This is a genomic window from Paracoccus sp. SM22M-07, assembly GCF_001887735.1.
Lineage (GTDB): Bacteria > Pseudomonadota > Alphaproteobacteria > Rhodobacterales > Rhodobacteraceae > Paracoccus.
The window spans coordinates 113,600-138,425 of the sequence record NZ_JPKW01000002.1; the positions used below are offsets into that span (position 1 = coordinate 113,600).

The 24,826-nt window shown below is 67.0% G+C and carries 25 protein-coding genes; 9 read left to right on the plus strand and 16 right to left on the minus strand.

All coding sequences use genetic code 11. The annotated features are described in order from the left end of the window. Nucleotides 1-2 precede the first annotated feature (2 nt). The gene (locus tag IE00_RS03840; protein WP_072295762.1) at nt 3-995 is read left to right on the plus strand and encodes an NAD(P)H-quinone oxidoreductase; all 993 of its coding nucleotides are present in this window, start codon (nt 3-5) and stop codon (nt 993-995) included. A 7-nt stretch (nt 996-1,002) separates the two neighbouring features. Here IE00_RS03840 and IE00_RS03845 read toward each other — a convergent pair whose 3' ends face one another. After that, nucleotides 1,003-1,638 (minus strand): ribonuclease T2, encoded by a 636-nt coding sequence (locus tag IE00_RS03845; protein WP_072295763.1) that lies wholly within the window; start codon nt 1,636-1,638, stop codon nt 1,003-1,005. A gap of 185 nt (nt 1,639-1,823) precedes the next feature. On the opposite strand from IE00_RS03845, the gene IE00_RS03850 reads away from it, so the two are divergent. Continuing rightward, nucleotides 1,824-2,570: a DUF1013 domain-containing protein gene (locus tag IE00_RS03850; protein WP_072295764.1), complete on the plus strand. Its 747-nt coding sequence runs from the start codon at nt 1,824-1,826 to the stop codon at nt 2,568-2,570. An 84-nt stretch (nt 2,571-2,654) separates the two neighbouring features. Here the strand turns inward: IE00_RS03850 and IE00_RS03855 are convergent, their stop codons facing one another. The 4 genes from IE00_RS03855 to IE00_RS03870 form a co-directional block, all read right to left on the minus strand. After that, a complete protein-coding gene (locus IE00_RS03855; RefSeq protein ID WP_072295765.1) occupies nt 2,655-2,912 on the minus strand; it encodes a GlsB/YeaQ/YmgE family stress response membrane protein in 258 nt (85 codons plus the stop codon). A 122-nt stretch (nt 2,913-3,034) separates the two neighbouring features. Then, nucleotides 3,035-4,507, minus strand: a complete 1,473-nt coding sequence (locus IE00_RS03860; RefSeq protein WP_072295766.1) for an NAD-dependent succinate-semialdehyde dehydrogenase — start codon at nt 4,505-4,507, stop codon at nt 3,035-3,037. A 215-nt stretch (nt 4,508-4,722) separates the two neighbouring features. Next, entirely contained in the window at nt 4,723-5,739 is a 1,017-nt protein-coding gene (locus tag IE00_RS03865) for a P1 family peptidase (protein ID WP_072295767.1), read from the minus strand. A 38-nt stretch (nt 5,740-5,777) separates the two neighbouring features. Further along, complete coding sequence (locus IE00_RS03870; RefSeq protein WP_072295971.1) at nt 5,778-6,215, minus strand: ion channel; 438 nt, start codon at nt 6,213-6,215, stop codon at nt 5,778-5,780. A gap of 66 nt (nt 6,216-6,281) precedes the next feature. Between IE00_RS03870 and smpB the strand changes: the two genes are divergently transcribed. From smpB to IE00_RS03885, 3 genes are all read left to right on the plus strand, one after another. Then, complete coding sequence (gene smpB / locus IE00_RS03875; protein ID WP_072295768.1) at nt 6,282-6,755, plus strand: SsrA-binding protein SmpB; 474 nt, start codon at nt 6,282-6,284, stop codon at nt 6,753-6,755. 66 nt (nt 6,756-6,821) lie between these two features. Then, entirely contained in the window at nt 6,822-7,676 is an 855-nt protein-coding gene (gene sseA, locus IE00_RS03880; protein WP_072295769.1) for a 3-mercaptopyruvate sulfurtransferase, read from the plus strand. A 1-nt stretch (nt 7,677) separates the two neighbouring features. After that, the gene (locus IE00_RS03885) at nt 7,678-8,859 is read left to right on the plus strand and encodes an amino acid aminotransferase (protein ID WP_072295770.1); all 1,182 of its coding nucleotides are present in this window, start codon (nt 7,678-7,680) and stop codon (nt 8,857-8,859) included. A gap of 56 nt (nt 8,860-8,915) precedes the next feature. Here the strand turns inward: IE00_RS03885 and IE00_RS03890 are convergent, their stop codons facing one another. The 3 genes from IE00_RS03890 to ubiA all read right to left on the minus strand — a co-directional run bounded on the left by IE00_RS03890 (nt 8,916) and on the right by ubiA (nt 12,429). After that, on the minus strand, nt 8,916-9,245 hold the full coding sequence (locus IE00_RS03890) for a hypothetical protein (protein ID WP_072295771.1): 330 nt from the start codon (nt 9,243-9,245) through the stop codon (nt 8,916-8,918). Further along, complete coding sequence (locus IE00_RS03895) at nt 9,242-11,428, minus strand: OmpA family protein (RefSeq protein WP_072295772.1); 2,187 nt, start codon at nt 11,426-11,428, stop codon at nt 9,242-9,244. The genes IE00_RS03890 and IE00_RS03895 overlap by 4 nt, the downstream gene beginning before the upstream one ends. A 62-nt stretch (nt 11,429-11,490) precedes the next feature. Further along, a complete protein-coding gene (ubiA, locus tag IE00_RS03900; protein ID WP_072295773.1) occupies nt 11,491-12,429 on the minus strand; it encodes a 4-hydroxybenzoate octaprenyltransferase in 939 nt (312 codons plus the stop codon). A 15-nt stretch (nt 12,430-12,444) separates the two neighbouring features. Here ubiA and IE00_RS03905 point away from each other — a divergent pair, with 15 nt between their 5' ends. Together IE00_RS03905 and IE00_RS03910 are read left to right on the plus strand one after the other, a co-directional pair. Beyond that, on the plus strand, nt 12,445-13,164 hold the full coding sequence (locus IE00_RS03905; RefSeq protein WP_072295972.1) for a 16S rRNA (uracil(1498)-N(3))-methyltransferase: 720 nt from the start codon (nt 12,445-12,447) through the stop codon (nt 13,162-13,164). A gap of 191 nt (nt 13,165-13,355) precedes the next feature. Continuing rightward, nucleotides 13,356-13,550 (plus strand): DUF1127 domain-containing protein, encoded by a 195-nt coding sequence (locus tag IE00_RS03910; RefSeq protein WP_072295774.1) that lies wholly within the window; start codon nt 13,356-13,358, stop codon nt 13,548-13,550. Nucleotides 13,551-13,634: 84 nt separating this feature from the next. Here IE00_RS03910 and IE00_RS03915 read toward each other — a convergent pair whose 3' ends face one another. The 5 genes from IE00_RS03915 to fsa are packed head-to-tail and all read right to left on the minus strand — an operon-like array spanning nt 13,635 to nt 17,430. After that, nucleotides 13,635-14,504: a 50S ribosomal protein L11 methyltransferase gene (locus tag IE00_RS03915; protein WP_072295775.1), complete on the minus strand. Its 870-nt coding sequence runs from the start codon at nt 14,502-14,504 to the stop codon at nt 13,635-13,637. Next, entirely contained in the window at nt 14,504-15,079 is a 576-nt protein-coding gene (gene msrA, locus IE00_RS03920; protein ID WP_072295776.1) for a peptide-methionine (S)-S-oxide reductase MsrA, read from the minus strand. Before msrA ends, IE00_RS03915 begins: the two co-directional genes overlap by 1 nt. A gap of 57 nt (nt 15,080-15,136) precedes the next feature. Then, nucleotides 15,137-16,069, minus strand: coding sequence for a tyrosine recombinase XerC (locus IE00_RS03925; protein ID WP_072295777.1), 933 nt, complete (start codon nt 16,067-16,069; stop codon nt 15,137-15,139). After that, a complete protein-coding gene (locus tag IE00_RS03930) occupies nt 16,066-16,746 on the minus strand; it encodes a DUF484 family protein (RefSeq protein ID WP_072295778.1) in 681 nt (226 codons plus the stop codon). Before IE00_RS03930 ends, IE00_RS03925 begins: the two co-directional genes overlap by 4 nt. A gap of 30 nt (nt 16,747-16,776) precedes the next feature. Continuing rightward, nucleotides 16,777-17,430 carry a fructose-6-phosphate aldolase gene (gene fsa, locus IE00_RS03935; RefSeq protein WP_072295779.1) on the minus strand — a complete coding sequence of 218 codons (654 nt, stop codon included), beginning with the start codon at nt 17,428-17,430 and terminating at the stop codon, nt 16,777-16,779. A 122-nt stretch (nt 17,431-17,552) separates the two neighbouring features. On the opposite strand from fsa, the gene IE00_RS03940 reads away from it, so the two are divergent. Then, complete coding sequence (locus IE00_RS03940; protein ID WP_072295973.1) at nt 17,553-19,751, plus strand: primosomal protein N'; 2,199 nt, start codon at nt 17,553-17,555, stop codon at nt 19,749-19,751. 4 nt (nt 19,752-19,755) lie between these two features. On the opposite strand, the gene IE00_RS03945 is transcribed toward IE00_RS03940, so the two are convergent. The 3 genes from IE00_RS03945 to IE00_RS03955 all read right to left on the minus strand — a co-directional run bounded on the left by IE00_RS03945 (nt 19,756) and on the right by IE00_RS03955 (nt 22,721). Further along, nucleotides 19,756-20,700: a lytic transglycosylase domain-containing protein gene (locus IE00_RS03945; RefSeq protein ID WP_072295780.1), complete on the minus strand. Its 945-nt coding sequence runs from the start codon at nt 20,698-20,700 to the stop codon at nt 19,756-19,758. A gap of 29 nt (nt 20,701-20,729) precedes the next feature. Beyond that, the gene (locus tag IE00_RS03950; protein WP_072295781.1) at nt 20,730-21,647 is read right to left on the minus strand and encodes a hypothetical protein; all 918 of its coding nucleotides are present in this window, start codon (nt 21,645-21,647) and stop codon (nt 20,730-20,732) included. A 156-nt stretch (nt 21,648-21,803) separates the two neighbouring features. Beyond that, a complete protein-coding gene (locus tag IE00_RS03955) occupies nt 21,804-22,721 on the minus strand; it encodes a L,D-transpeptidase (protein WP_072295782.1) in 918 nt (305 codons plus the stop codon). A 448-nt stretch (nt 22,722-23,169) separates the two neighbouring features. On the opposite strand from IE00_RS03955, the gene IE00_RS03960 reads away from it, so the two are divergent. Continuing rightward, nucleotides 23,170-24,819 (plus strand): MFS transporter, encoded by a 1,650-nt coding sequence (locus IE00_RS03960; protein WP_072295974.1) that lies wholly within the window; start codon nt 23,170-23,172, stop codon nt 24,817-24,819. The last annotated feature ends 7 nt before the right edge of the window (nt 24,820-24,826 follow it).

Sequence of the window (24,826 nt, forward strand, 5' to 3'; positions counted from 1 at the left end):
CCATGTTCCCTGATTCGATGACCGCGATCGAGATCGCCTCGGCCGGCGGCCCCGACGTGCTGCGCAAGGTGACGCGTCCCGTGCCCGTTCCCTGTCACGACCAGATCCTGATCAAGATCGCCTATGCCGGCGTCAACCGTCCCGATTGCCTGCAGCGCGCCGGGGCCTATGCGCCGCCGCCGGGGGCATCCGATCTGCCGGGACTGGAAGCCTCGGGCGAGATCGTGGGCATGGGCGCCGGGGTCACGCGCTGGAAGAAGGGCGAGAAGGTCTGCGCGCTACTGCCGGGCGGGGGGTATTCCGAATATGCCGTCTGCCACGCCGACCACGCGCTGCGCATCCCCGAGGGCCTTTCGATGAAGGAGGGCGCCTGCCTGCCGGAGACGGCTTTCACCGTCTGGTCGAATGTCGTCCAGCGCGGCCAATTGACGGGCGGGGAACGGTTCCTGGTGCATGGCGGCACGTCGGGCATCGGCATGATGGCCATCCAGATCGCCCATGCGCTTGGCGCGCGCGTCTTTGCCACGGCGGGCAGCGATGACAAATGCAAGGCGGTCGAGGAACTGGGTGCCACGGCCATCAACTACAAGACGCAGGATTTCACCAAGGTCCTGACCGGAGCGGGCGGTGCCGACCTGATCCTGGACATGGTGGGCGGCAGCTATATCCCGCGCAACATCGCCAGCCTGGCCAAGGATGGCCGTCTGGTGATGATCGCTTTCCTGGAGGGGCCCAAGGTCGAACTGAACTTTGCCCATATCATGATGAACCGCCTGACCGTGACAGGTTCGACCCTGCGGCCCCAGTCCGACGTCGCCAAGGCCGAGATCGCCGACGAGATCCGCAAGAAGCTGTGGCCGATGATCGCCGCAGGTTCGGTGGCGGTGACGATCGACAGCGAATTCGACCTGACCGACGCGGCCGATGCCCATCGCCGGATGGAATCCAGCGGCCATATCGGCAAGATCGTCCTGAAGGTCGCCGAAGCCGACTGAACGGCGGTCAGCGCACCGATTCCATCACGACGCTGCGGCGGTTGCAGTCGCGGCGGGCATCGGGGGCGCAATCCCTTGGCTGCAGGTCGCGGGTCAGACAGATCCGCACCTCGGTCAGGGCGTCGTCGCGGCAGGCGACGGTGATCGCGTCGCGCGTCAGGTCCGGGTTCACCTCGATGAAGGCCTCCTCGATGACCGGGGGCGGCACGGCAATGTCTCGGGCCAGGTCGTCAAAGACCGCAGGGATGGTGATCGCGTCCCGCGCGTCACGCGTCGCTTGGAAATAATCCGCCGCCGACAGCCCCGAACAGCGGCCGTGCTTCTGCCACTGGTGCCAGGCAAGCCCGCCGGACCCCATCACATCGGCCATGGCCTGGCTTTCGCGCCGCGCCGGATCGCGTTCGCGCGTCTCGCAGTAATCGGGCCAGCCCCGTTCATATTGCGGCCAAAGCCCGTGGACGCTGAAGTCGCGCCCGGTGCCCGCATCGCATTCCGTCGCGTCGCGGTCATCGCCCGTGCTGCTGCACCATGACGGCTGCCAGCTGAGCGCCAGGACATAGTAATCGAACTGCCCGGCGATATCGCGGGCCGCCAGGGGCAGGGGGATCAGCAGGGCCGCAAGGGCGGGAATGAAGGCGCGCATGGATGCAGGTTAGCGCGATGCCGCGGGCGTTGCACCCGCGATCTGCGCGAATCCTCTTTTCTCCGGGGGCCGGAAACGCTATATCACGCGGCAATTCCCCCCCGAGAACGAGGAATGGCGTCCGCCAAAGCCGTTTTTCCGGCGTAAGCCCCTATGTTCGGGACAGACATGCGAAGGAGACTGACATGAGCAAGCCGCTGATGGCCAAGGCCACCGCCGTCTGGCTGGTCGATAACACGACGCTGAGCTTCAAGCAGATCGGTGATTTCTGCGGTCTGCACGAGCTTGAGGTCCAGGGCATCGCCGATGGCGATGTCGCAGCCGGCGTGAAGGGTTTCGACCCGATCGCCTCGTTGCAGCTGGACGCAGCCGAGATCGAGCGCGCCGAGGCCAGCCCCACCTATAAATTGCGCCTCAAGCACAACCCCGCCTCGGAAGGCGAGGAAAAGCGTCGCGGCCCGCGCTATACCCCCCTGTCCAAGCGTCAGGACCGTCCGGCGGCCATCCTGTGGCTGGTCAAGTTCCACCCGGAACTGGCCGATGCCCAGATCGCCAAGCTGGTGGGCACGACCAAGCCGACCATCGGTTCGATCCGCGAACGGACCCACTGGAACATCCAGAACATCCAGCCGATCGACCCGGTCGCCCTGGGCCTGTGCCGCCAGACCGAACTGGACGCCGCCGTTCAGAAGGCCGCCAAGAAGCGCGCCGCCGAAGGCATCGTGATGACCGACGACGAACGTCGCAAGCTGGTCAGCACCGAAACGTCGCTGGCGATGTCCGAGGAACCGCGCCTGCCGTCCTCGATCGCGGGGCTGGAGAACTTCAGCCTCAGCCGCGACGAAGACGAAAAGCCCGAGGTGCCCCTGGATGCCGAAAGCTTCTTCAACCTGCCCGACAGCAAGGATGAGGACGAGGACGACGATCGCTGAGGCGACCCGGTCCGCCGACAGGCAGTCAGACATGAAAAAGGCCGGCGCAATGCCGGCCTTTTGTCATTTCCGATCCTGCGCCGATCAGGTGCGGCCGCGCACCAGGCGAACCAGCCAGATCAGGATGCACGCGCCGATGACGGCGATGATCAGCTGACCGATGATGCTGCCTTCGGCGCTGCTGCCCAGCACCAGGTCGAACAGGAAATTACCGATCAGCGCGCCGACGATGCCAACGATGATGTTCATCAGCAAGCCCATGTTGGATTTCATCACCTTTTCGGCAATCCAACCTGCCAGTGCGCCCAGAATGATGGCGAGAATCCAGCCGATACCTTCCATGAGAAGTCCCCTTGATCAAGAATTGTGCGGCCACCGCTGTGATGACCCTTCCGAGTCAAAAGTCCCGGCCGCGCTTTGCGTTCCCGTGAAATTGCGCGACCGGGACTTTTGTGGGAAATCTGTCACACCGACAGGCAGATGTATTTCATTTCCAGATAGTCGTCGATGCCGTGATGGCTGCCCTCACGGCCCAGCCCCGACTGCTTGACGCCGCCGAAGGGCGCCACCTCGGTCGAGATCAGGCCGGTGTTCACCCCGACGATGCCGTATTCCAGCCCCTCTTGGACGCGGGTGATGCGGCCGATGTCGCGGGCATAGAAATAGGAGGCCAGCCCGAAGATCGTGTCATTGGCCTTGGCGATGGCCTCTTCCTCGGTGTCGAATTTAAACAGGGGCGCCAGGGGGCCGAAGGTTTCCTCGGTCGCGACCTTCATGCTGTCGGTGACGCCGGTGACGACGGTGGGTTCGAAGAACAGACCCTCCATGGGTTTGCCGCCGGTCAGGACCTGGCCGCCATTGTCCTTGATGTCGCGGATATGCTCCTGGACCTTGTCGACCGCATCCTGGTTGATCAGCGGGCCGGTGGTCACGCCGTCCTCCAGCCCGTCGCCGACCTTCAGCTTGGCCACCGCCGCCGCCAGCTTTTCGGCAAAGGCGTCATAGACCCCCGCCTGCACGTAGATGCGGTTGGCGCAGACGCAGGTCTGGCCGTTGTTGCGGAATTTCGACGCCATCGCCCCTTCGACTGCCGCATCCAGGTCGGCGTCGTCGAAGACGATGAAGGGCGCGTTGCCGCCCAGCTCCATGCTGCATTTCATCACCTGGTCGGCGGCCTGGGCCAGCAGGATGCGCCCGACCTCGGTCGATCCGGTGAAGGTCAGCTTGCGGACCTTGGGGTTTTCACAGAATTCCTTGCCGACATCGCTGGATTTCGACGATGTGACGACCGACAGGATGCCCTTGGGCAGGCCCGCGCGTTCGCCCAGGACCGCCATGGCCAGCGCCGACAGCGGCGTTTCCCGCGCCGGGCGGGCGACAAAGCCGCAGCCCACCGCCAGCGCGGGGCCGGCCTTGCGGGCGATCATGGCATTGGGAAAGTTCCAGGGCGTGATGCTGCCCACGACGCCGATGGGTTGGCGGATCACGGTCAGGCGCTTGTCGGCCTGGTGGCCGGGAATGGTCTCGCCGTAAACGCGCTTGGCCTCTTCGCCGAACCATTCGATGAAGCTGGCGCCATAGGCGACCTCGCCCTTGGCCTCGGCCAGGGGCTTGCCCTGTTCGGCGGTCATGATGGTCCCCAGGTCATTCTGGTTCTGCATCATCAGGTCATACCATTTGCGCATCACCTGGGCGCGTTCCTTGGCCGGACGCGCCGCCCAATCCTTCATCGCGGCCTCGGCGGCATCGATGGCGCGCGAGACCTGCGCCCGGCCCATATCGGCCACCTTGGCGATCACGTCGCCCCGCGCCGGGTTTTTGACGTCGAAGGTCGCGCCGTCAGGCGCATCCATCCATTCGCCCGCCACATAAGCGCGGGTTTCCAGAAGCGACGGGTCTTTCAGCAATGTCTTGAGGTCTGTGGTGCCAGAGGTCATCGGACTATCCTTGCGCAGGGTTTCGGGCAGATATCTGTCATGCATAACCGTCGGTGCCCCGGCGCGTTCCAAAGACGCGGCCCAGGCCTGACAGGGTGCAACTTCGCATGAAACCCGATGCCGGGGTGATGCGTTCGGGATGGAATCATCAGGCTTCCCTCTTGATGATCTCTCTCTGTGTGGGGCGGCGCATTTACCGGTGCGCTGCCCCTTTCCTATTTTGCCGGATCGTTCGGCCGATCGGTCGCGGGCAGATCGCACCAGCAGGATTGCAGGTCGCCCGGTGCGGGCCGCGCCGCATGAACGGCGCGCGCGATGGCCCGCGCCAGAGTGCAGCCGGCCGCGTGTCCCAGGACAAAGGGATCGGTCCCGTCATCCCGCATGGCCCGCGCTCCGGTCGAGATCGCAAAGACCAGATCCCCGTCCAACGGCGTGTGGCTGGGCACCAGCGCGCGCGCCATGCCGTCATGGGCCACGATCGCCAGCCGCTGCAGGCCTGCCTTGTCCAGCGCGGCGTCGGTGGCGACGATGGCGATGGTGGTCGCCTGGCCCAAGGTCTTGCCGGGGATGGGTTCCATGGCGGCCGGGAAGGTCGCGGGCAGGCCCAGCCCGCCGAATTCGGCGTCCAGTTCCCAAGGCGCGGCCCAGAAATGGCGGCTGCCGTCGATATTGGCATGGCCCAAGGCGTTCACGACCACCAGCGCGCCGACCGTGATGCCGCTGTCCAGCACAGCCGAGGCCGATCCCAGCCCGCCCTTCAACGACCCCGTCATCGCCCCGGTGCCTGCGCCGACGCTGCCGATGGCGAAATCGCTGGTGGCATCCTGCCATGCCTGGCGGCCCAGGGCGGGATAGGGGTTTTCCCCCCAATCCTTGTCGCCGCCGTTCAGCAGGTCAAAGCAGATCGCCCCCGGCACGATGGGCACGCGCACCGGTCCCACCGCGTGACCCCGCCCGGCCCGCCGCAACCCGTCCGCCACGCCATCGCAGGCCGCAAGCCCAAAGGCCGATCCCCCCGACAGCACCAGCGCATCGACGGCCTGCACCAGCTTGTCTGGCGCCAGCAGGTCGGTTTCGCGCGTGCCGGGGGCGCCGCCCATGACGTGAACCCCCGCCGCGAAGGGGGCATCGGCAGTCAGTACCGTCACGCCGGATTTCAGCGCGGTATCGGCGGCATGGCCGACCCGCAGCCCCGCCACATCGGTGATCAGATTGCGCGGTCCGGCCTTCATGGGCGCAGGGCCTTGGGACGAATGAATGTCACGATGCGCTATTCCTTCAGAAATTCGATCTGGCGGATGCGGACATGGCGCAGGGCCTCGACCATCAGGGCGGTCGTCAGGCCGAAGACGACCAGGCCGTTCACCGCCGCCAGCCCGCCCATGATGCGCCACTGATCCGGCATCAGGACATCACCATAACCAAGCGTCGTGAAGGTGACCAAGGTGAAATACATCGCCTGTTCGAATCCCTGGAAGATGCCCATCAGATGCAGGACGACGGCCCACAGCCAGACCGACATGGTCACCATCGCCATCACCGCAAGGCTGGTGGCGATCACCACCATGAACAGCTTCAGCCGATGGGGCGGCTGGACCAGCCAGGGGGTGGCACGGGCCAGGACCAGCTCCAGCGCCCAGAACGTCATGCCCGACATCACGACGCTGGCCACCATCAGCAGCGATCCGAATGCGATCTGTTGCAGCATGTCTTTTTCCATTCCCCGTCGGGGCCACCTTTACACAGCCCGCCCGCGACCCTATCTGACATCGTCATGGCCAAGGACGATGACAGCAAGAACTACAAGGTGATCGCCGAGAACCGGCGCGCACGCTTCGACTATTTCATCGAGAGCGATCTCGAGGTGGGCATCATGCTGACCGGGTCCGAGGTGAAGTCCCTGCGGGTCGGCCAATCCAACATCGCCGAAAGCTATGCCTCGGTCGAGGATGGCGAATTGTGGCTGATCAACGGCTATATCGCGCCCCTGCTGCGCGCCGGTGTCTTCGGCCACGAGGCGCGCCGTCGCCGCAAGCTGCTGGTCAGCAAGCGCGAACTGGCCCGCATGTGGCAGGCCACGGGCCGCGAGGGGATGACGCTTGTTCCGCTGGTGATGTATTTCAACCATCGTGGCATGGTGAAGCTGAAGATCGGCATCGCCAAGGGCAAAAAGAACCACGACAAGCGCGAAACCAGCGCCAAACGCGACTGGGGACGCCAGAAACAGCGGCTTCTGAAGCAAGGTTAGGCCTTGCGGCATTGCAGCGCAGGCGCTGGCCCTGTAAATCGGGGCGGCGCAGCAAGGGGGGCCGCAATGCAGGACGATCCGAAAACTCTGGTCTCGACCGACTGGCTGGCGGCGCATCTGAACGACCCCGACCTGCGGATCATCGACGCCAGCTGGCACATGCCGGATGCCGGGCGCGACGCGCGCGCCGAATATGACGCCGCCCATATCCCCGCCGCACGCTTCTTCGACATCGACGCCATCAGCGACAAGCGCAGCACCCTGCCGCACATGGCCCCCCCGGTCGAGATGTTCATCAGCCGCATGCGCGCGATGGGCATCGGTGATGGGCACCAGATGGTCATCTATGACAATTCCGACGTCCACAGCGCCTTCCGCGTCTGGTGGACCATGCGCCTGATGGGCAAGACCGATGTCGCGGTGCTGGATGGCGGTTTCGCCAAGTGGCGGGCCGAAGGCCGCCCGGTCGAGGACATGCCCCCCGTCATGCGCGACCGCCACATCACCGTCCAGCGTCAGGCGGGGCTGGTCCGCGACGTGACGCAGGTCGCGGCGGCCAGCAAGCTGGGCGATCATCAGATCATCGACGCCCGCAGCCCCGACCGCTTCCGCGGCGAAACGCCCGAACCCCGCGCGGGCCTGCGTTCGGGCCACATCCCCGGATCGCGCAACCTGCCTTGGCCGCAGCTGTTCAACGCGGATGGCACGATGGTCGATACCGACACCCTGCGGGCCCGTTTCGATGCTGCCGGTGTCGATCTGACCCAGCCCGCCATCACCACCTGCGGCAGCGGCGTGACGGCGGCGATCCTGTCGATGGCGCTGGAACGGCTGGGGCATCGCAACCACTCACTCTACGACGGCAGCTGGACCGAATGGGGCAGCTTCGCCGACCTGAACATCGCAACCGGAGACGCTTAAGATGCTGTCCAACCTCAAAGCCCAAGCCCCCGACAAGATCCTGATGCTGATCGAGGAATTCAAGGCCGACACCCGACAGGGCAAGATCGACCTTGGGGTCGGCGTCTACAAGGACCCGCAGGGCGTGACGCCGGTCATGCGGGCGGTCAAGGCGGCTGAGCAGCGCATCTGGGAAAGCCAGACCACCAAGGCCTATACCAGCCTTGCGGGCGAGGCCGAGTATCGCAATTCCATGGCGCAGATGGTGCTGGGCGAGGTGCCCGCCGACCGTCTGGCCTCGGTCGCCACCGTGGGTGGCACGGGTGCCATCCGTCAGGCGCTGGAACTGGCGCGTCTGGCCAATCCCGACGTGACGGTCTTCGTGTCGAACCCGACCTGGCCGAACCACCTGTCGATCATGAAGTTCATGGGCCTGCCCTTCGTCGAATACGCCTATTTCGATGCGGAAACGCGCGGCGTCGATTTCGAGGCGATGAAGGCCGATATCTCCAAGGCCAAGAAGGACGACATCGTTCTGCTGCATGGCTGCTGCCACAACCCGACCGGCGCCAATCTGACGCTGGAACAGTTCGAGGAAGTTGCTGCGATCCTGGAGAAATCCGGGGCGATCCCACTGATCGACCTGGCCTATCAGGGCTTTGGCGACGGTCTGGACGCCGATGCCGCGGCGACCCGCATGATCGCGCAGCGCCTGCCGCAGGTGCTGATCGCGGCGTCCTGCAGCAAGAATTTCGGCATCTATCGCGAACGCACCGGCATCCTGATGGCGCTGACCGACAATACGGCGACGCGCGATCTGACCCAAGGATCGCTGGCCTTCCTGAACCGCCAGAACTATTCCTTTCCGCCCGATCACGGCGCCCGCATCGTCAGCACCATCCTGACCGACGACGCCCTGCGTGCCGATTGGGCCGCCGAGCTGGAGGATGTGCGCAACACCATGCTGGGCCTGCGCACGCAGCTGGCATCCGAACTGCGCCAGCTGTCGGGCAGCGACCGTTTCGATTTCATCGAACATCACCGCGGCATGTTCTCTCGCCTGGGGGCCACGACCGAACAGGTCGAGACGCTGAAGCGCGACGCGGGCATCTATATGGTGGGCGATTCGCGGCTGAACATCGCGGGGCTGAACACCGACACGGTGCCGGTCCTGGCGCGGGCGATCATCGAAGCCGGGATCTGATCCCGCCACCGACCGGATGCGAAAGGGGGCCCCGCGGCCCCCTTTTTCATGCGCGATTACCGGCGGGCCAGCTTGGCCTCGATATAGTCGCGCAGTTCCTCGATCTCGGTGCGGCTGTCGCGCAGGCCCTCCAGCGCGGCCTCGGCCTCGGCGCGGGCGCCCACCAGTTGCGATGACAGTTCGGCCTCGCGCTGTTCCAGCAGGGCCACGGCGCTGTCGCGCTGTTCCTCGGCCTCGTGCAGCTGCTGGGCCATGTGATCCAATTCGGTCATGTCGGCCCGCACCGGACGCGCGATGCGATGCACAAGCCAGCTGGCGATCCAACCAAGGACAAAGGCCCCGAACAGGATCACGGCGGTCACGGCGATGAATTCGGATCGGTTCATGGGGTCTTCGCTTCGTCTTGCTGGGTCGCGGCTTCTTGGGTCGCGGCGCGTTCGGCCACACCATCGGGACGCGGACCCGGACGCGGCGTGTCGGCATCGGGGGTCTGCACCGGCACCCTAAGGTTTTCCTCGCGCGCGTCCAGCGACTCGAACTCTTCGCTGACGCCGATGGTCAGGGGGGTCATGCTGGACCCGTCATTGCTGCGCGGCAGGTTCGGTCCCTGCATCTGGGCCGGGCGCGGCGGCAGGTTCGGACCCTGCATCTGCGGCAGGTTCGGTCCCTGGACGGGCGGTGCGTCCGGCTGTTCGGCCTGCTGGCCGGTGATGCCCGTGACGGCCGTGACCGCGGGGGCGGCTGCACGGGCAGGGTGGGGGGACAGCAGGCGGAACTCGATCCGGCGGTTGGCCTCGCGGCCTTCCTCGGTGTCGTTTGTGGCGATGGGCTGGCTTTCGCCATACCCGCGCGAGGTCATGTTGGTGATATCGATCCCGGCATCCTTCATCGCTGTGACGATGGCCTGGGCGCGCCCGCGCGACAATTCGGCGTTGAACCCGTCCGAGCCTTGGGCATCGGTATGCCCACCCGCCTCGATCTGGAAATCGGCGCATTCGACCATGGTCTGCGCCAGACGGTCCAGCGTCGGACCCGGATCCCCCGCGATCGAGGAGCTGCTGGGCTCGAAGCCGATCTCGCTTTCCGACATCACCGTGTTCAGCTGCGCGACGCATTCATCGCCATCCGGCAGCCCAAGCGCGGTGTCCAGCCGCCGGTCATAGCCGATCGTCAGGGCATAGCGCGCGCCCGTCCCCAGGCGCTGCGACAGCAGGGCCGCCGTGCGGTCGGTGGCATTGGGGTCGCCCGACATGCCGGTGACCTGCAACAGGTCCGGCGTGACGCGGACGCTGCCCGCTTGCAGGGCATCGATCGCCTCAAGCGCGGCGACGACGCGGACGGTCCAGCCGCCGGGGACGTCGGGATCGCTGCGCAGCCCGCTTTGGGTCACGTCGAAGCGCGACGTGGCAAAGCTGTCCACGGCCTCGCGCATCTGCTGGTCGGCGATGCGCCCCGTCATCGACAGGCTGCCGCTTTCGGTCAGGGTGGCCTCGAACGTGGCGGGGCCCTGATCCTTGGGGCGGGCCTTTTCCAGCACCGCCTTCAGCGAAAAGCCCTGCGGCAGGGCCTGTTCCAGCGCGCCGGCGGCGGCGTCGAAGCGGCCCTGGTCCATGCCCGCCGACACGACCAGCGCCACATCCGCGTCCGAGATCGTGACCTGCCCCGCGCCCAGCTGGCCCACGGCCTTGATGGCGGCCTCGGCGGCGGTGCCCCAGTCGGGGGATGGCGCGCCCAGCCCCAGCGTGCAGTCCACCGCACCCTCTAGCCCGACGGTGCGGGCGGCGCCGATGATGCGATCCTGGGCGGCTTCGTCATCGGCGGCGCAGGCGTCGAATCGGGGGCCCTTGTCATCGATGGCGAAGCGCATCGTGAAGGGCGCGATGACCGGGCGGGGGGCCGTGATCCTGCTGTCCAGCCGGACCCCCTTGGGCAGGTCGCGCTTCAACGCCGCTTCCAGCCGGCCCTTGTCCTCGCGGTCCTTGGCAAGGGCCGCGATTACCACCAGCCCCGGCCCGATCGAGACCTTGGCCTGATCGGTCATCTGCGCGGCCTTGATGCCGTATGCGACCGAAGCGTCCCACAGGTCGGGAACCTGGTAATCGGCGCTTTCCAGCAGGTCGGTCACCTGTCCGTCCGGCGCATCGGCCCGCAGGCTGCGCAGGATCGCCTGACGGTCGGTCGCGGCGGGGACCAGCCCGATCAACGACACGCCCTGGTCGTTGCGCAGCAGCTCGATCTTGAAATCGGGGGGCGTCATCGCCTCGACCGAGGCGACGGTCATCTCGTCCACGATGCGATTGGCATCGACGACGCCCGTGGCCTGGGTCATGGCACGAAAGCGCTCGACCTCGGTCGGGGCGGTCCCGGTCAGCCGGACGCGCAGGCCATCGGTCGATACCGTCGCCCAGTCAAAGCCGCCGCTTTGCAGCGCCAGCCCGACATCCTGCGCCGCGCGTTCCTCGATGAAGGTCGCGGCCGCTTCGGCCCCCACCCAGCAGAGGCCACCCGCCCCGCCCATGACCAGGACGGTTGCCAATGTGGTGGAAAATCTGCGGCGCGGGGAAGCCATGCGTGAAAACCTTGGTCTGTTGCAAGCGCGCAAGGTTTAGCCCCCGCACCCCCGTGGCGCAATCACGCCAAGCCGGCCACGGCAAGAAACAGCGCAAGGATCAGCCCCGCATCGCGGTTCGACCGGAACAGGCGCAGGCAGACATCCCCTTGATGGGGTTTGAATTTCTTCAGCTGCCATGCCAGATGCGCGGCAAAACCGGCCAGGCCCGCCCAGGCTATCAACAGATTGCGACCGGGAAGGGCGGTGGCCACGGCCAGCACCGCGACGGCCAGGATCGCAAAGCCCGCAAGGATGCGGGGGCTGGCATCGCCGAACAGGCGCGCGGTCGATTTCACGCCGATCATGGCGTCGTCCTCGGCATCCTGATGCGCATAGATGGTGTCATAGAAGATCGTCCAGGCGATCGCGCCCAGCCATGCGACGACCGGCGCCACGTCCACCCGGCCCATATGCGCGGCATAGGCCAGCATCACGCCCCAGTTGAAGGCCAGCCCCAGGAAGATCTGCGGCCACCAGGTGAACCGCTTGGCAAAGGGATAGATCGCCACCAGCACCAGCGACGCCACCCCCATCCAGACCGCCGCCCGCCCAAGCGTCACCAGGATCGCCAGCCCGACCAGCGCCTGCAGCCCCAGCCAGAAATAGGCCCCCCGCAGCGACACCTGACCCGAGGGCAGGGGCCGCGACCGGGTGCGGGCCACCTGGGCATCGATGTCGCGATCGGTGATGTCGTTCCAGGTGCATCCCGCGCCGCGCATGACGAAGGCGCCGATGGCGCAGGCCAGCGCGATCCACAGGTCGAACCAGCGCGGTGCATCCGTCATCATCGCCAGCCCCACCCCCCACCAGCAGGGCAGCAGCAGCAGCCAGGTCCCGATGGGGCGGTCGGCGCGGGACATGCGCAGCCAAGGGCGCGTCCGCGGCGGGGCATAGCGGTCGACCCAATTTCCCTTGGGCGCGTCGATGACGGCATCTGGCCTTTCGGTCTGGCTTTGCATAGCGTCGCACCCATCATGGCGAAAATCAGACTTTACATAGATCACCCTCTGGCCGCTGGACAACCCGTTCCGCTGGAACAGGGACAGGCGCACTACCTGTCGGGCGTCATGCGCCAGAAGCCGGGCGACCGGGTCCGGGTCTTCAACGGGCGTGACGGCGAATGGCTTGCCGAACTGGATCAGGTCGGCAAGCGGGGCGGCAGCGTCACCCCGGTCGAGCCGTCGGCCCCCCAGCAGAACCCGCCCGACCTGTGGCTGTGCTTTGCCCCCATCAAAAAGGCGCGGACCGATTTCATCGTCGAAAAGGCCGCCGAAATGGGCGCGGCCCGCATCCTGCCCGTGCAGACCGATCACACCAATTCCGAACGCATCCGCCAGGACCGCCTGCAGGCCCACGTCATCGAGGCCGCCGAGCAATGCGGCGGCACCTATGTCCCGCCCGTCGATGACCTGACGCCGCTGTCGCGCCTGCTGGACGGATGGGACGAGGAGCGCCGGATCCTCTGGGCGGATGAGGCGCTGGCCGGTCCCGCCCAAACCCTGGCGGGGTTGCAGGGCGGCCCCTGGGCGATCCTGATCGGCCCCGAGGGTGGATTTTCGGCAACCGAACGCGCCCGCCTGCGATCGCTGCCCTTCGTCACGCCGGTCAGCCTGGGGCCGCGCATCCTGCGCGCGGATACGGCAGCGGTCGCGGCGCTGGCCCTGTGGCAGGCGTCCCTAGGCGATTGGCGTTAGGTCAACCTGGCGCCAACCGACCCCCCTACAGGGAATTTGCGACATTTCGGCAACGAAATCACCGGTGGCTGTTGCAGTCATCGCATAGCGGCAATGACCCTTTGGCGGCTACTCTTTGCCCCTTGCCCGAATTATCTCCTGTGTATCCGAAAACTGCCCGACGATAGGGCAATCTGAAAACAGGTGACACGATGACGACGATCGAAACGAACCGCAGCATGGCTGTCGGAGGCGTGGGCAACATCGTCGCGCATATCATCTCGCTGTTCGGCTCGTGGAAAGATACCCGCGTGACCCGTCGCGAGCTGAGCCGCCTGTCCGACCGCGAGCTGGACGATATCGGTCTGTGCCGTGGCGACATCGAGCGGATTGCGCGCGGCTTCTGAAGCCACTGCCCATCCAAATGACGAACGAACCCCCGAAAGCCGAGGCTCGCGGGGGTTTTTTCATGTCCGGACGGTGGGGCGGGGTCAGTCGCGGGTCAGGACCAGCGTCGTCCAGTCGCCCTGATCGTCGCGGCGATCCAGCGTGAAGCCGGTCTTGCCATAGGCCTCGACGACCTCGTCGGCCTGGGTGGTCAGGATGCCCGACAGGATGATCTTGCCCGCCTGCGCGACATTGCGGGCCATGTCGCCCGCCAGGTCGATCAGCGGCTGCTTGAGGATATTGGCCAGCACCAGATCATAGGGCGCGGCCTGTTCCAGCGTCGGATGCTCGAATCCTGCGGCCTCCATGCAGACGACGCGCCCGTCCAGGCCGTTGGCGATGACATTGGCGGCGGCCGTGTCGACCGCGACCGGGTCGATGTCGCTGGCCAGCACCGTCACCTGCCACAGGCGCGCGGCGCCCATCGCCAGCACGGCGGTGCCACAGCCGATATCGGCGATGCGCGTCGCCTTGAAGCCTTCGGTCGCCAGCCGGTCCAAGGCCTCGAGGCAGCCCTTGGTGGTGTTGTGATGGCCGGTGCCGAAGGCCATCGCCGCTTCGATCCACAAGGGCTCGACGCCATCGGGGATCTCATCGGCATTGTGGCTGCCATGGACATAGAAGCGTCCCGCATGGACGGGGGTCAGTTCGCGGCGGACATGCGCGACCCAATCCACCTCGGGCAGTTCCGAGATGACGAAGGGGTTCGCGCCATGCGCCGCCGCCAGCAGGGCCAGACCGATCTCGTCGGGGCTTTCGGTGAAATAGGCGCCGACCTCCCACCGCTCCGATCCGTCCTCGATCTCGAAGACGCCGGTGCCGACCGGTTCGGGGGTCAGATCCTCGCAGGCCTCGGCCAGGTCTTCGGCGGCTTCGCGGCCTTGCAGATGGGTCAGTGCGGTGAATGTGGGCATCAGATGGGATCCGGGTTGGGCATGGACGCCTCTACCCCCGTCCCCTTGAGGCCGCAATAACCCTCGGGGTTCTTTTCCAAGTATTGCTGATGGGCCTCGTGGGCGGGCCAGAAGGGTCCGGCGGGAAGGATGGCGGTCGTGATCTCGGGGAAACCCTGCACGGCCAAGCGGTTGTTGTAATCGGCCTTGGATGCCTCGGCGGCGGCTTCCTGGCCTTCGGAAAAGGTCATGATCAGGCTGCGATACTGGTTGCCCATGTCACTGCCCTGCCGGTCGCCCTGCGTCGGGTCGTGGTTTTCCCAGAACAGCTGCAGCAGGTGATCATAGCTGATCAGCGAGCTGTCATAGATGATCCGCACGACCTCGGCATGGCCGGTATCGCCGCGCTTGACCTGGTCATAGGTGGGGTTCTGAACATCGCCGCCCGCAAAGCCGACCTCGGTCAGCCAGATGCCGTTCTGCTGCCAGAACAGGCGTTCCACCCCCCAATAGCAGCCCATCCCGAAGATGGCCTGGTCGTATCCCGGGGGCGGGGCGACACCCAGGGGGCGGTCGAAGATCGCGTGGTTGGTCATCCTGAAAGCCTTCTTTTCAACATGTTGTCGGGACAACGCCGCCCATGTGGCGCGGGTTCAACCGCGCGGATGGGCCGACCGATAGACGGCCATCAACTGGGCGTCATCGACCCCGGTATAGACCTGGGTGGTGGACAGGCTGGCATGGCCCAGCAATTCCTGGATGGTGCGCAGATCGCCCCCCGCCGACAGCAGATGCGTGGCAAAGCTGTGACGCAGCGCATGGGGCGTGGCCGTGGCCGGCAGGCCCAGGGATGCCCGCGCCTTGCGCATCGCGCCCGCGACGGCATCCCCCGTCAGGCGCTTGCCGCGCATGCCGCGAAACAGCGGCTGATCGGCGCGGTGCCCCCAAGGGCACAGCTCCAGATAGGCGGCGATGGCCTGACGCGCGACGGGCAGCACCGGCACCTGCCTTTCGCGCCCGCCCTTGCCGCGGATGGTCAGCGCCTCGCGGAAGGGCCAGTCGCTGCCGTTCAGGGCCATCGCCTCCGAGATGCGCAGCCCGCTGCCCCACAGAAGGGTCAGAACGGCGGTATCGCGCGCCGCGATCCAGGGCGTGTCATGCAGACCGACCTGCGCCAGCGTGTCCTGCGCCTGGTCGGGGGTCAGGGGGCGGGGCAGGGACCGCGCGTATTTCGGGCTGCGCGCCGACAGGGCGGCGGACAGGTCATACCCCTCGCGGTCCGACAGCCAGCGCAGGAAGCTGCGCACCGCCGATTGCCGCCGCGCCAGCGACCGCGCGCCAAGGCCGCGGGTGCGTTCGGATGCCGAAAAGGCGCGCATGTCCGCCTGCCGCAGCGTGCCAAGCGAATTGGGCGTTGCCGGCTCGCCGTGATGACGGCCGATGAAGTGCAGGAAGGCGATCACATCGGACTGATAGGCGGTGATCGTGTGGTCGGACCGGTCCCGGGTCGAGGCTTCGGTATCCAGCCAGCGAGCCAGGGCATGGCTGGTGGCCGGCGCCAGGGCCAGCAGCGCGGGCGCGGTCATCGCCGGTGGCGGTCCAGCAGGACCATCCGGAAGACCTGCGCGAAAAAGCGCAGCAGGTCGGTGCCATGGGCGGGCATGAAGCGCGCGGCATCGGCGCTGCCCATCAGCAGCATGGCCCGCGGCATGTCCGATCCCAGGTCAAGGGGCAGCAGCGCCTCGGAGGCGACGGTTCGGCCATGCAGGGGACGGGTCAGAACCAGGGCGGCGCGCAGGACGATGTCGTCGCCGCGCGGGGTGCGGCGTCCGGCCTGCAGGATGCTGTCGATCGCGCCTTCGGGGGTGATCAGCGTGTCCTCGGGCCAGTCGATGTCATGGGTGCCCTCGACGACCAGGCGCAGCGTCTCGATGCGCAGCAGGGGGGCGGTGTCCGATTGCAGGCGGCCCACCAGGTCGGGCAGGTCGGCCGCCTCCAGCAGGGCCAGCACGGCGCGGTGCACGATCGCCACGCCGGACTGATTGTCATAGGCGGCGGCGATCACGCTTTCATGCGTCGCCTCCAGCCGGTTCAGGCGCGTTTCCAGCGCCTGCATGGCGCGGCCGCGGATGTCGATGACATTGGCACCCGTCTCGGCCTCGTGGGTGGCGACAAGGGCGCGCATGACATCGCGGTCCGCCAGCAGGTCCTGGGGGCTGGCCAGCAGCCTGTCACGAAGTTCCTGTTCCAGACCGTCGCTCATGCCTTGCCCCTTGTCGCCGTTTCTTGGTGGTCAACCGATCTTCTGGCCGGTCTGTGCCCAGTCCGCATTGAACTGCGCCAGACCCTTGTCGGTCAAGATGTGGTTCGCCATCAGCTTGATGACCGCCGGGGGGGCGGTGATCACGTCGGCACCGATCTTGGCGGCATCGACGATGTGGTTCACGCTGCGGATGGATGCCGCCAGGATCTCGGTCTCGTAGCCATAGTTGTCATAGATCTCGCGGATATCCGCGATCAGGTCCATGCCGTCCAGGTTGATGTCGTCCAGGCGCCCGATGAAGGGGCTGATGAAGGTCGCGCCGGCCTTGGCGGCCAGCAGCGCCTGGGCCGCGGTGAAGCACAGGGTCACGTTGACCATGAAACCTTCGTCGGTCAGGACGCGGCAGGCCTTCAGGCCGTCCCAGGTCAGCGGCACCTTGATGGTGATGTTTTCCGCGATCTGGGCAAGGTGCTTGCCTTCGCGGATCATGTCATCGGCCTTTTCGGCGACGACTTCGGCGCTGACGGGACCGTCGACCAGGTCGCAGATCTCCTTGGTGACTTCTGCGATGTTGCGGCCCGATTTCAGGATCAGCGACGGGTTGGTGGTCACACCGTCCACCATGCCAAGATCGTTCAGTTCCTTAATGGCGGCGACGTCGGCGGTATCGACGAAGAATTTCATGGCCGGCTCCTCTTGCTCGGTTCAGCGGGGTCATACGACTTGTGGCGCAGGGCGGAAACGGAAACAACCCCCGCTGCGGGGCTTGCAACCGCGCGGGGGGGGCGTAGTTATCGCGGGTGATGATGGACACGCCCGCCTTTTTCCCCTCCCGCGCCCGGATCGCGGTCCTGACCTGCGAGCCGGTGGGCGTGCTGGACTACCTGTCGCCCGAGGGCGGCGTGCGCCAGGGCCAGCTGGTGCTGGTGCCGCTGGGGCCGCGCCGCGTCCTGGGCCTGGTCTGGGGCGAGGGCTTGGGCGATTTCGACCTGGCCAAGCTGCGCCCCGTCGCGCGCGTCCTGGACGCGCAGCCTTTTTCCGCCGGTTTCCTGGATTTCCTGACGCGGGCCGCCGATTACACCCTGACGCCGCTGCCCCTGATGCTGCGCATGGCCACTCGCGCCCCCGATCTGGACCAGCCGCCCGCCGCGCGGCGCGTCATCGTGCCGGGCGCGGGCCAGCCCGAACGCATGACCGAGGCGCGGACCCGCGTGCTGCAGGTGATGGCCGATCATGGCGGGGCCAGTTTCGCGGCATCCGAGCTGGCGCAGCTGGCGGGGGTGGGGACATCCGTGGTCAAGGGGCTGGTGGCCATGGGCGCGCTGGCCGAGATCGAGGCCCCGCGCGACCTGCCCTATCCGCGCCTTGATCCGCAGATGTCCGGCAAGCCCCTGGCCGCCGATCAGCAGGAGGCCGCCGACACGCTGCGCGACAAGATCCGCGCCCGCAGCTATGGCACCACCCTGCTGCGCGGGGTCACCGGGTCGGGCAAGACGGAGGTCTATCTGGAGGCCGTCGCCGAATGCCTGGCGCAGGGCCGTCAGGCGCTGGTACTGTTGCCGGAAATTGCGCTGTCATCGGAGTTCCTGGACCGGGTCGAGGCGCGTTTCGGCGCCCGCCCCGGCGAATGGCACAGCGGCATCACCCGCACCGAACGCAGGCGCCTGTGGCACATGGCCGGCACGAACCAGGTGGGGCTGGTCGTGGGCGCAAGGTCCGCGCTGTTCCTGCCCTTCGCCGATCTGGGCCTGATCGTCGTCGATGAGGAACATGACAGCAGCTACAAGCAGGAGGACGTGGTCTTCTACAGCGCCCGCGACATGGCGGTGATGCGGGCCTCGATCAACAAGGCGCAGGTGGTGCTGGCATCCGCGACGCCCAGCCTGGAAAGCTGGGTGAACGCGGCCAGTGGCAAATACGCCCGTTTGGACCTGCGGTCACGATACGGTGAGGCCGAGCTGCCGCAGATGTCGGCCATCGACCTGCGGGCCGAGGCGATGGAACCGGGCCGCTGGATTTCGCCCACCCTGGTGCGCGAGGTCCAAGCGCGGCTGGCCAAGGGCGAACAGTCGCTGATGTTCCTGAACCGCCGCGGCTTTGCGCCGGTGACGGTCTGCCGCGCCTGCGGGGAACAGATCGGCTGTCATCAATGCGATGCGCGGATGGTGGAACACCGCTTCCAGAACCGCCTGGTCTGTCATCAATGCGGCGAGACCCGGCCCATCCCCGCCGCCTGCCCCTCTTGCGGGGTCGAGGGCAAGCTGGCCCCCATCGGTCCCGGCGTCGAACGCATCGCCGAAGAGGTCGCCGCCCGTTTCCCCGATGCCAAGGCGACGGTGCTGTCCTCGGACCTGTTCCACTCCTCGCGTGCGCTGAAGGAGGCGATCGCCCAGATCGCCGATGGCGATACCGACATCATCATCGGCACCCAGATCGTCGCCAAGGGCCATAACTTCAGCCGCCTGACGCTGGTGGGGGTCATCGACGCCGATCTGGGCCTGCAGGGCGCGGACCTGCGCGCCGCGGAACGCAGCTTTCAGCTGATGCGGCAGGTGGCCGGCCGGGCGGGGCGGCAATCGGGGGCGGCGCCGGGGGTTGCGATGCTGCAGACCCATCAGCCCGACCACGCGGTCATCCGTGCCATCCTGTCGGGGCAGGACGAGGGTTTTTGGGACGCCGAGGCCGCAGGCCGTCAGGCGGCGGGCATGCCCCCCTTCGGGCGGCTGGCGGGGGTGATCCTGTCCCATCCCGACCTGGGCGTCGTCAGCGATTTCGCCCGCCACCTGGCGTCTCTGGCCGCCCCCCTGGCGCAGGCGGGGGCCGAATTATGGGGGCCCGCACCTGCGCCCATCGCGCGGGTCCGGGGACGTCACCGGATGCGCATGCTGATCCGCGCCCCGCGCCAGGCGCCCTTGCAGACCGCCATCGCCGATTGGTTGGCCCTGGCCAAGCCGCCGACCAACCTGCGGCTGTCGGTGGATATCGACCCGCAAAGCTTTCTGTAACGGATCAGTTCTTCAGGACGATGCAGCGCCCGCCGATCCGCTTGAAGCGGTTGCAGAAGGTCGCGGCGGCAGATTTGGAATTGTACCCGACCTGCGCGGTATAGACCGCGCGCGGCATGCCGTTCATGCGCTTGCGGACATAGCCGACCTGCGCGCCCCGATCCAGGATGGGGCGCAGGGTGCGGTTCAGGCGGGCCACCTGCTGGGCGGCGCCGGACCGGCTGGGATGGCTGGCCACGATCACGCCCCAGGGAAAGACGCGGGGCTGGGTCTCGAATTCGCGCAGGCTGCGATCGCCCGCCATCTTTTCGCAGGCGGGCCGGAAATCCAGGTCCTTGTCCAGGGCCAGCGTCAATTCATTCGCGCCGGGCGGATTGTCGCGCCAGCGATGCGCGCCGAAACCGGTGATCGCCTCGACATAGTCGATCGTCTCATAGGGCAGGGTGGTCTGCTGCTGCATGAACCGGGCGGCGCGGTTTTCCCCGCCGTTATAGGCGACCGCCGCCATGCCGATATTGCCGAAACGGTCCGACAGCGTCGCCAGATACCACGCCGCCTTGTGGATCGCCTGCGCGGGGTTGAAGGGGTCGTCCAGCCTGTAAAGATCCGCCGTGCCGGGCATGAACTGGGCGATGCCAAGTGCCCCGGCGGGACTGACCGCCGAGGGTTCGAACCGGCTTTCCTTCCACAGAAGGCGGGCCAGGAAATTCGGGTCCAGCCCCTGTTCGCTGGCGTTGCGCTCGATCAGCTTGCAGACATCGGCGGCGTAGCTGGCCTTGCGGATGCAGTCGCGCCCGTCATCGGTGCAGCGGCGATCCTCGGACGGGGGGCGGGGGGCATAGCCGTGATAGGCATCGACCGCAGGCCGCGCCCGGGTTTCGGGCGCGGTGGACAGCGTCGCGCCAAGGGCCAGCGCGCCGCAAAGAATGTATCCGGGCAGTCTTTTCATATCATGCGTTTCCGCCGCCGGCGCGGGCCCTACTTGGCCTTCTTGGCTGCGGCACCCTTGTCCTTGGCGGTCTTGTCCTTCGGCGTCTTGGGTTTGGGTGTCTTTGCCGTCTTGGACTTGGCGGGTTTTGCGGTGTCCGCCTTGGGTTTGTCCGATTTCGGCTTTTCAGCCGATAGCGTCTCGACGGTGGCAGGGGTGGCTTCGGCACCCTCTGCGGACTTGCGCCCGGCCTTGCGTTCGGCGCGCTCGGCCTGCTTTTCGGCCTTTCGTGCCGCGTCCTTCTCAGCCTTCCGCTCGGCCTTGCGTTCCGCGCGAGCCTGTTCCTTTTCGGCGTCCTTCAAGGCCTTGCGCTCGGCGCGGCGGGCTTCGCGCGCGGCGTCCTTCTCGGCGGCCTTGGTGGCCTCCTTTTCGGCTTTGCGGGCGGCCTTCTTCGCGGCCTTCTCAGTGTCCGTCAACGGCATCTTGCTGTTCCTCGTTACCATGGCGTCTTCCGCATCCGCCTCGATGGGGGCGGCGGGTCGTTTTGCCTTCTGCTTCGGCACCCGGTGGGGTTCGGTGCGCAGGTCGGTCTTGCGCGCCTCGGCGGATTTGCGACCGGCAGGCTTGCGGGGCGTGGCCGCGGCACGCCGCCGGGTGGTGGCGACGGCCTTGGGCGTGGCAGGCGTGCGTCCGGCCTTGGCCGAAGCTGCTGCCATGCCAGGCGCGATGCCGCGCTTGCGGCGTTCCAAATCCACCCGCTTGATGGCGGCGGCCAGCAGTTGGGCGGGTCCAGGACCGCCATCGGCGGGATCATCCGCGACCAGAGTCTTTTCGGCACGCAGCTGTTCCAGCAGGGCCAGAAGGTCGGCATCGGCCAGAAGCCCCAGGTCCGGCGCGCGGCTTTTGACCATCAGCGCCTGATGTTCGGCGGTCAGGATTTCCTGTTCACGTCTTGCGTAATTGGGCATGGCAAAAACTCTTGGACGGAATGGTCGGACGGCTTGGACCGACATTGCGCACAGATTGCCGTTTTTGCAATTGGAAAGACCCCGGCGCGAACCGGGGTCTGTCACAGTTGCCGAACTGCCCATGGGGCAGGGGCGGTCACGGATGCGCGCGGCGCGTCACTGGCCGGGAACGGCGCTTTCCACCGGCGACACGAAGGCTGCGTCGTCGGCATAGGGGTCGGTCACCATCGCGGTCTGCACGGTCGCCGTCGAGGCATAGGGATCGGCAGCCGTGACCGAACCTGCGGCCGGGGTCGCGGCGGGTGCCGCGGCAGCGCCCGAAACGGCGGACGTCTGCAGGTCCGGCTGAACCTGGGCGGCGGGCTGGACATAGCCTTCGGGGGTTTCGGCCATGGGGCCTTCCATGCGCAGGCTGTCAGCCTCGGAGCGCACGATGACCTTGGTGCCCGTCGGGATCTGTTCGAACAGATCCATCACGTCCTGGTTGAACATGCGGATACACCCGGCCGAGGTGGCCTTGCCGATCGAGGAGGGGTCCAGCGTGCCGTGGATGCGGTAATAGGTATCGACGCTGCCCTGATAGAGATAGAGCGCGCGCGACCCCAGCGGGTTCTGCATGCCGCCCGGCAGGCCGCCGGCGAACTGGGAATACAGTTCCGGCTCGGTCCGCAGCATGTTGTCGGTCGGACGCCAGCTGGGCCAAGACGCCTTGCGTGCGATGGTCGCGCTGCCCTCGAAGCCCTTGCCGGCACGGCCCACCGCGACGCCATAGCGCATGGCCTGACCGCCGTCCTGCACGTGATACAACACGCGGGCATAGGGGTCGACGACGATGGTGCCGGGGGTTTCGGTGCCGTTATAGGGGACCAGCTGACGGCGGTTGCGATCGGTCAGATAGGCGGCGCGCACGGCCGCGATCTGGATCGGGTTGCCATCGGGGCCGGTATCGGTGCGGGCCTTGTAGATGTCGGGAACCGTCGCGGGTTGTTGCACGGCCGGAGCGGCGGTTTCCTGCGAGGGACCGCAGGCCGCCAGCCCGAGGGCCGCCGCCGCGAGAAGAGAAGCGAGGCGCATCGTTTCAATTTCCTTGTTCATCGTCGGTCGCAGGCGGCAGAGCCCGCACCGAGGCAGCAAAAACATTCCACCACGGCAAAGGGTCGCCCCGATCCGTGATTCATCATCATTCCATGGGCACAGGGCCCCTCGCGCGTCAAGCCTTGCGGGCCGCCGAACGGGTCTTGGCAGGCAGACGCGGCGTCGCCTGTTGCGCGGCGGCGTCAGCCTGATCAACTTTCGCTGCCGTCGGAACAACTTGGCGTGTGGAAAGGTTTCATCATCGCCGCGCAAATGCCCCTGATAAACCATTCCGGGAATCGCCGCGCCGCGATCCGGGCCGCCATCTGCCCGGTTCGACGGCAGGGTGCGGGGGACCGCGCGGCATTCCCGACACGCCTGCCAAGCCCGACACGCCTGCCAAGAAAGCCCGACCGCCAATTCGAAAGACGAAAAGCCCGTGCCCGACATCTCTGCGACCGACCCCGACCGCAAGCGCCCGAACGGCGCCCTGGCCCCGCTGTCCTATCCCGATTTCCGCCTTCTCTGGAGCGCGACGCTGGTCTCGAATTTCGGCGGGCTGGTCCAGGCCGTGGGGGCGGCCTGGCTGATGACGCAGCTGACCGACAGCGCGACGCTGATCGCGCTGGTTCAGGCGTCCAACACCCTGCCCATCATGCTACTGGCCATCGCCTCGGGGGCGCTGGCCGATATTTTCGACCGCAAGAGCCTGCTGATGGCGGCGCTGTGCTTCATGACCGTCGTGTCGCTAGCCTTGGCGGCGGTGGCCTATGCGGGCGGGCTGACGCCCTGGATCCTGCTGGGCTTCACCTTCATGCTGGGCGCGGGGCAGGCGCTCTACAATCCGCCCTGGCAGGCCAGCATCGGGGATCTGGTGGGCCGCCAAGACCTGCCTGCGGCGGTCAGCCTGAATTCGGTCGGCTTCAACCTGATGCGCAGCGTGGGACCGGCGGCGGGTGGTTTCATCGTCGCGGCCTTCGGGGCGGCGGCGGCCTTCGCGGTCAATGCGCTCAGCTATCTGCCGCTTCTGGGGGCGATGGCGCGGTGGAAGCCCCAGCTGGCCCCGCGCGTCACCACGCCCGAGCCCTTCATGGCCGCGATGGGGGCGGGGCTGCGCTATGTCGCGCTGTCGCCGAACCTGATCCGGGTGCTGGTGCGCGGGGCGCTGTTCGGCTTTGCCGCCATCGCCGTTCTGGCGCTGCTGCCCCTGGTGGCGAAAAGCCACCCCGAGGGCGGGTCGCTGCTGTTCGGGGGGCTTCTGGGTTGCTATGGCGTCGGCGCCATCGGCGGCGCCCTGATGAACCCGCGCATCCGGGCGCGCATGTCGAACGAACATGTCGTGCGCATGGCCTTTGGCGGGTTCGCCTTCGCGGCGCTGGTGCTGGGACTGACCGACGCGATCTGGCTGCATGCGCTGGCGATGCTGCCTGCGGGCGCGTCATGGGTGCTGGCCCTGTCGCTGTTCAACGTGACGGTTCAGCTGTCCACGCCGCGTTGGGTCGTGGCCCGCGCGCTGGCGCTGTACCAGACGGCGACCTTCGGCGGAATGGCCGCGGGGTCATGGGCCTGGGGTGGCGTGGCGGGGGCGCATGGCGTGCAGACGGCGCTGACGGCGGCGGGGCTGCTGTTGCTGGCGGGGGGTGCCTTGGGCATCTGGCTGCGGGCCCCCGAATTCGGCAGCCACGATCTGGACCCGGCCAACAGGTTCCGGGAACCGGCGCTGCAGCTGGACCTGCGGGGGCGGTCGGGGCCGGTCATGGTGATGGTGGATTACCGCATCGATCACGACGACGTGCCGGAATTCCTGCGCCTGATGCAGCAGCGCCGGATGATCCGCAGACGCGACGGGGCGCGGGGCTGGGCGCTGCTGCGCGATCTGGAACATCCCGACCATTGGAGCGAGAGCTATCACATCGCCACATGGGACGAATATGTCCGCCACAACCTGCGCCGCACCAAGACCGACGCCGAGGTGACGATCCAGCTGCGCGCCCTGCATCGCGGCGATGGCGATCCGGTCGTCCATCGCATGATCGAACGCCACAGCGTCGGACCGCGCGACGACATGCCCCTGGTCGGCAAGATCGAGGTTCCGTGAGCGTCCC

Bases quoted from the DNA above. Each gene is read 5' to 3' on its own strand.
- IE00_RS03840 (WP_072295762.1), top strand. From the start codon at position 3: ATGTTCCCTGATTCGATGACCGCGATCGAGATCGCCTCGGCCGGCGGC.
- IE00_RS03925 (WP_072295777.1), bottom strand. From the start codon at position 16,069: ATGACCGCGCCCGCGCTGCTGGCCCTGGCGCCGGCCACCAGCCATGCC.
- IE00_RS03870 (WP_072295971.1), bottom strand. From the start codon at position 6,215: ATGCTGCAACAGATCGCATTCGGATCGCTGCTGATGGTGGCCAGCGTC.
- ubiA (WP_072295773.1), bottom strand. From the start codon at position 12,429: ATGCAAAGCCAGACCGAAAGGCCAGATGCCGTCATCGACGCGCCCAAG.
- IE00_RS03945 (WP_072295780.1), bottom strand. From the start codon at position 20,700: ATGAAAAGACTGCCCGGATACATTCTTTGCGGCGCGCTGGCCCTTGGC.
- IE00_RS03910 (WP_072295774.1), top strand. From the start codon at position 13,356: ATGACGACGATCGAAACGAACCGCAGCATGGCTGTCGGAGGCGTGGGC.
- IE00_RS03860 (WP_072295766.1), bottom strand. From the start codon at position 4,507: ATGACCTCTGGCACCACAGACCTCAAGACATTGCTGAAAGACCCGTCG.
- IE00_RS03955 (WP_072295782.1), bottom strand. From the start codon at position 22,721: ATGCGCCTCGCTTCTCTTCTCGCGGCGGCGGCCCTCGGGCTGGCGGCC.
- IE00_RS03850 (WP_072295764.1), top strand. From the start codon at position 1,824: ATGAGCAAGCCGCTGATGGCCAAGGCCACCGCCGTCTGGCTGGTCGAT.
- IE00_RS03915 (WP_072295775.1), bottom strand. From the start codon at position 14,504: ATGCCCACATTCACCGCACTGACCCATCTGCAAGGCCGCGAAGCCGCC.
- IE00_RS03950 (WP_072295781.1), bottom strand. From the start codon at position 21,647: ATGCCCAATTACGCAAGACGTGAACAGGAAATCCTGACCGCCGAACAT.
- IE00_RS03930 (WP_072295778.1), bottom strand. From the start codon at position 16,746: ATGAGCGACGGTCTGGAACAGGAACTTCGTGACAGGCTGCTGGCCAGC.
- IE00_RS03855 (WP_072295765.1), bottom strand. From the start codon at position 2,912: ATGGAAGGTATCGGCTGGATTCTCGCCATCATTCTGGGCGCACTGGCA.
- smpB (WP_072295768.1), top strand. From the start codon at position 6,282: ATGGCCAAGGACGATGACAGCAAGAACTACAAGGTGATCGCCGAGAAC.
- sseA (WP_072295769.1), top strand. From the start codon at position 6,822: ATGCAGGACGATCCGAAAACTCTGGTCTCGACCGACTGGCTGGCGGCG.
- IE00_RS03885 (WP_072295770.1), top strand. From the start codon at position 7,678: ATGCTGTCCAACCTCAAAGCCCAAGCCCCCGACAAGATCCTGATGCTG.
- IE00_RS03940 (WP_072295973.1), top strand. From the start codon at position 17,553: ATGGACACGCCCGCCTTTTTCCCCTCCCGCGCCCGGATCGCGGTCCTG.
- fsa (WP_072295779.1), bottom strand. From the start codon at position 17,430: ATGAAATTCTTCGTCGATACCGCCGACGTCGCCGCCATTAAGGAACTG.
- IE00_RS03845 (WP_072295763.1), bottom strand. From the start codon at position 1,638: ATGCGCGCCTTCATTCCCGCCCTTGCGGCCCTGCTGATCCCCCTGCCC.
- IE00_RS03895 (WP_072295772.1), bottom strand. From the start codon at position 11,428: ATGGCTTCCCCGCGCCGCAGATTTTCCACCACATTGGCAACCGTCCTG.
- IE00_RS03865 (WP_072295767.1), bottom strand. From the start codon at position 5,739: ATGAAGGCCGGACCGCGCAATCTGATCACCGATGTGGCGGGGCTGCGG.
- IE00_RS03890 (WP_072295771.1), bottom strand. From the start codon at position 9,245: ATGAACCGATCCGAATTCATCGCCGTGACCGCCGTGATCCTGTTCGGG.
- msrA (WP_072295776.1), bottom strand. From the start codon at position 15,079: ATGACCAACCACGCGATCTTCGACCGCCCCCTGGGTGTCGCCCCGCCC.
- IE00_RS03905 (WP_072295972.1), top strand. From the start codon at position 12,445: ATGGCGAAAATCAGACTTTACATAGATCACCCTCTGGCCGCTGGACAA.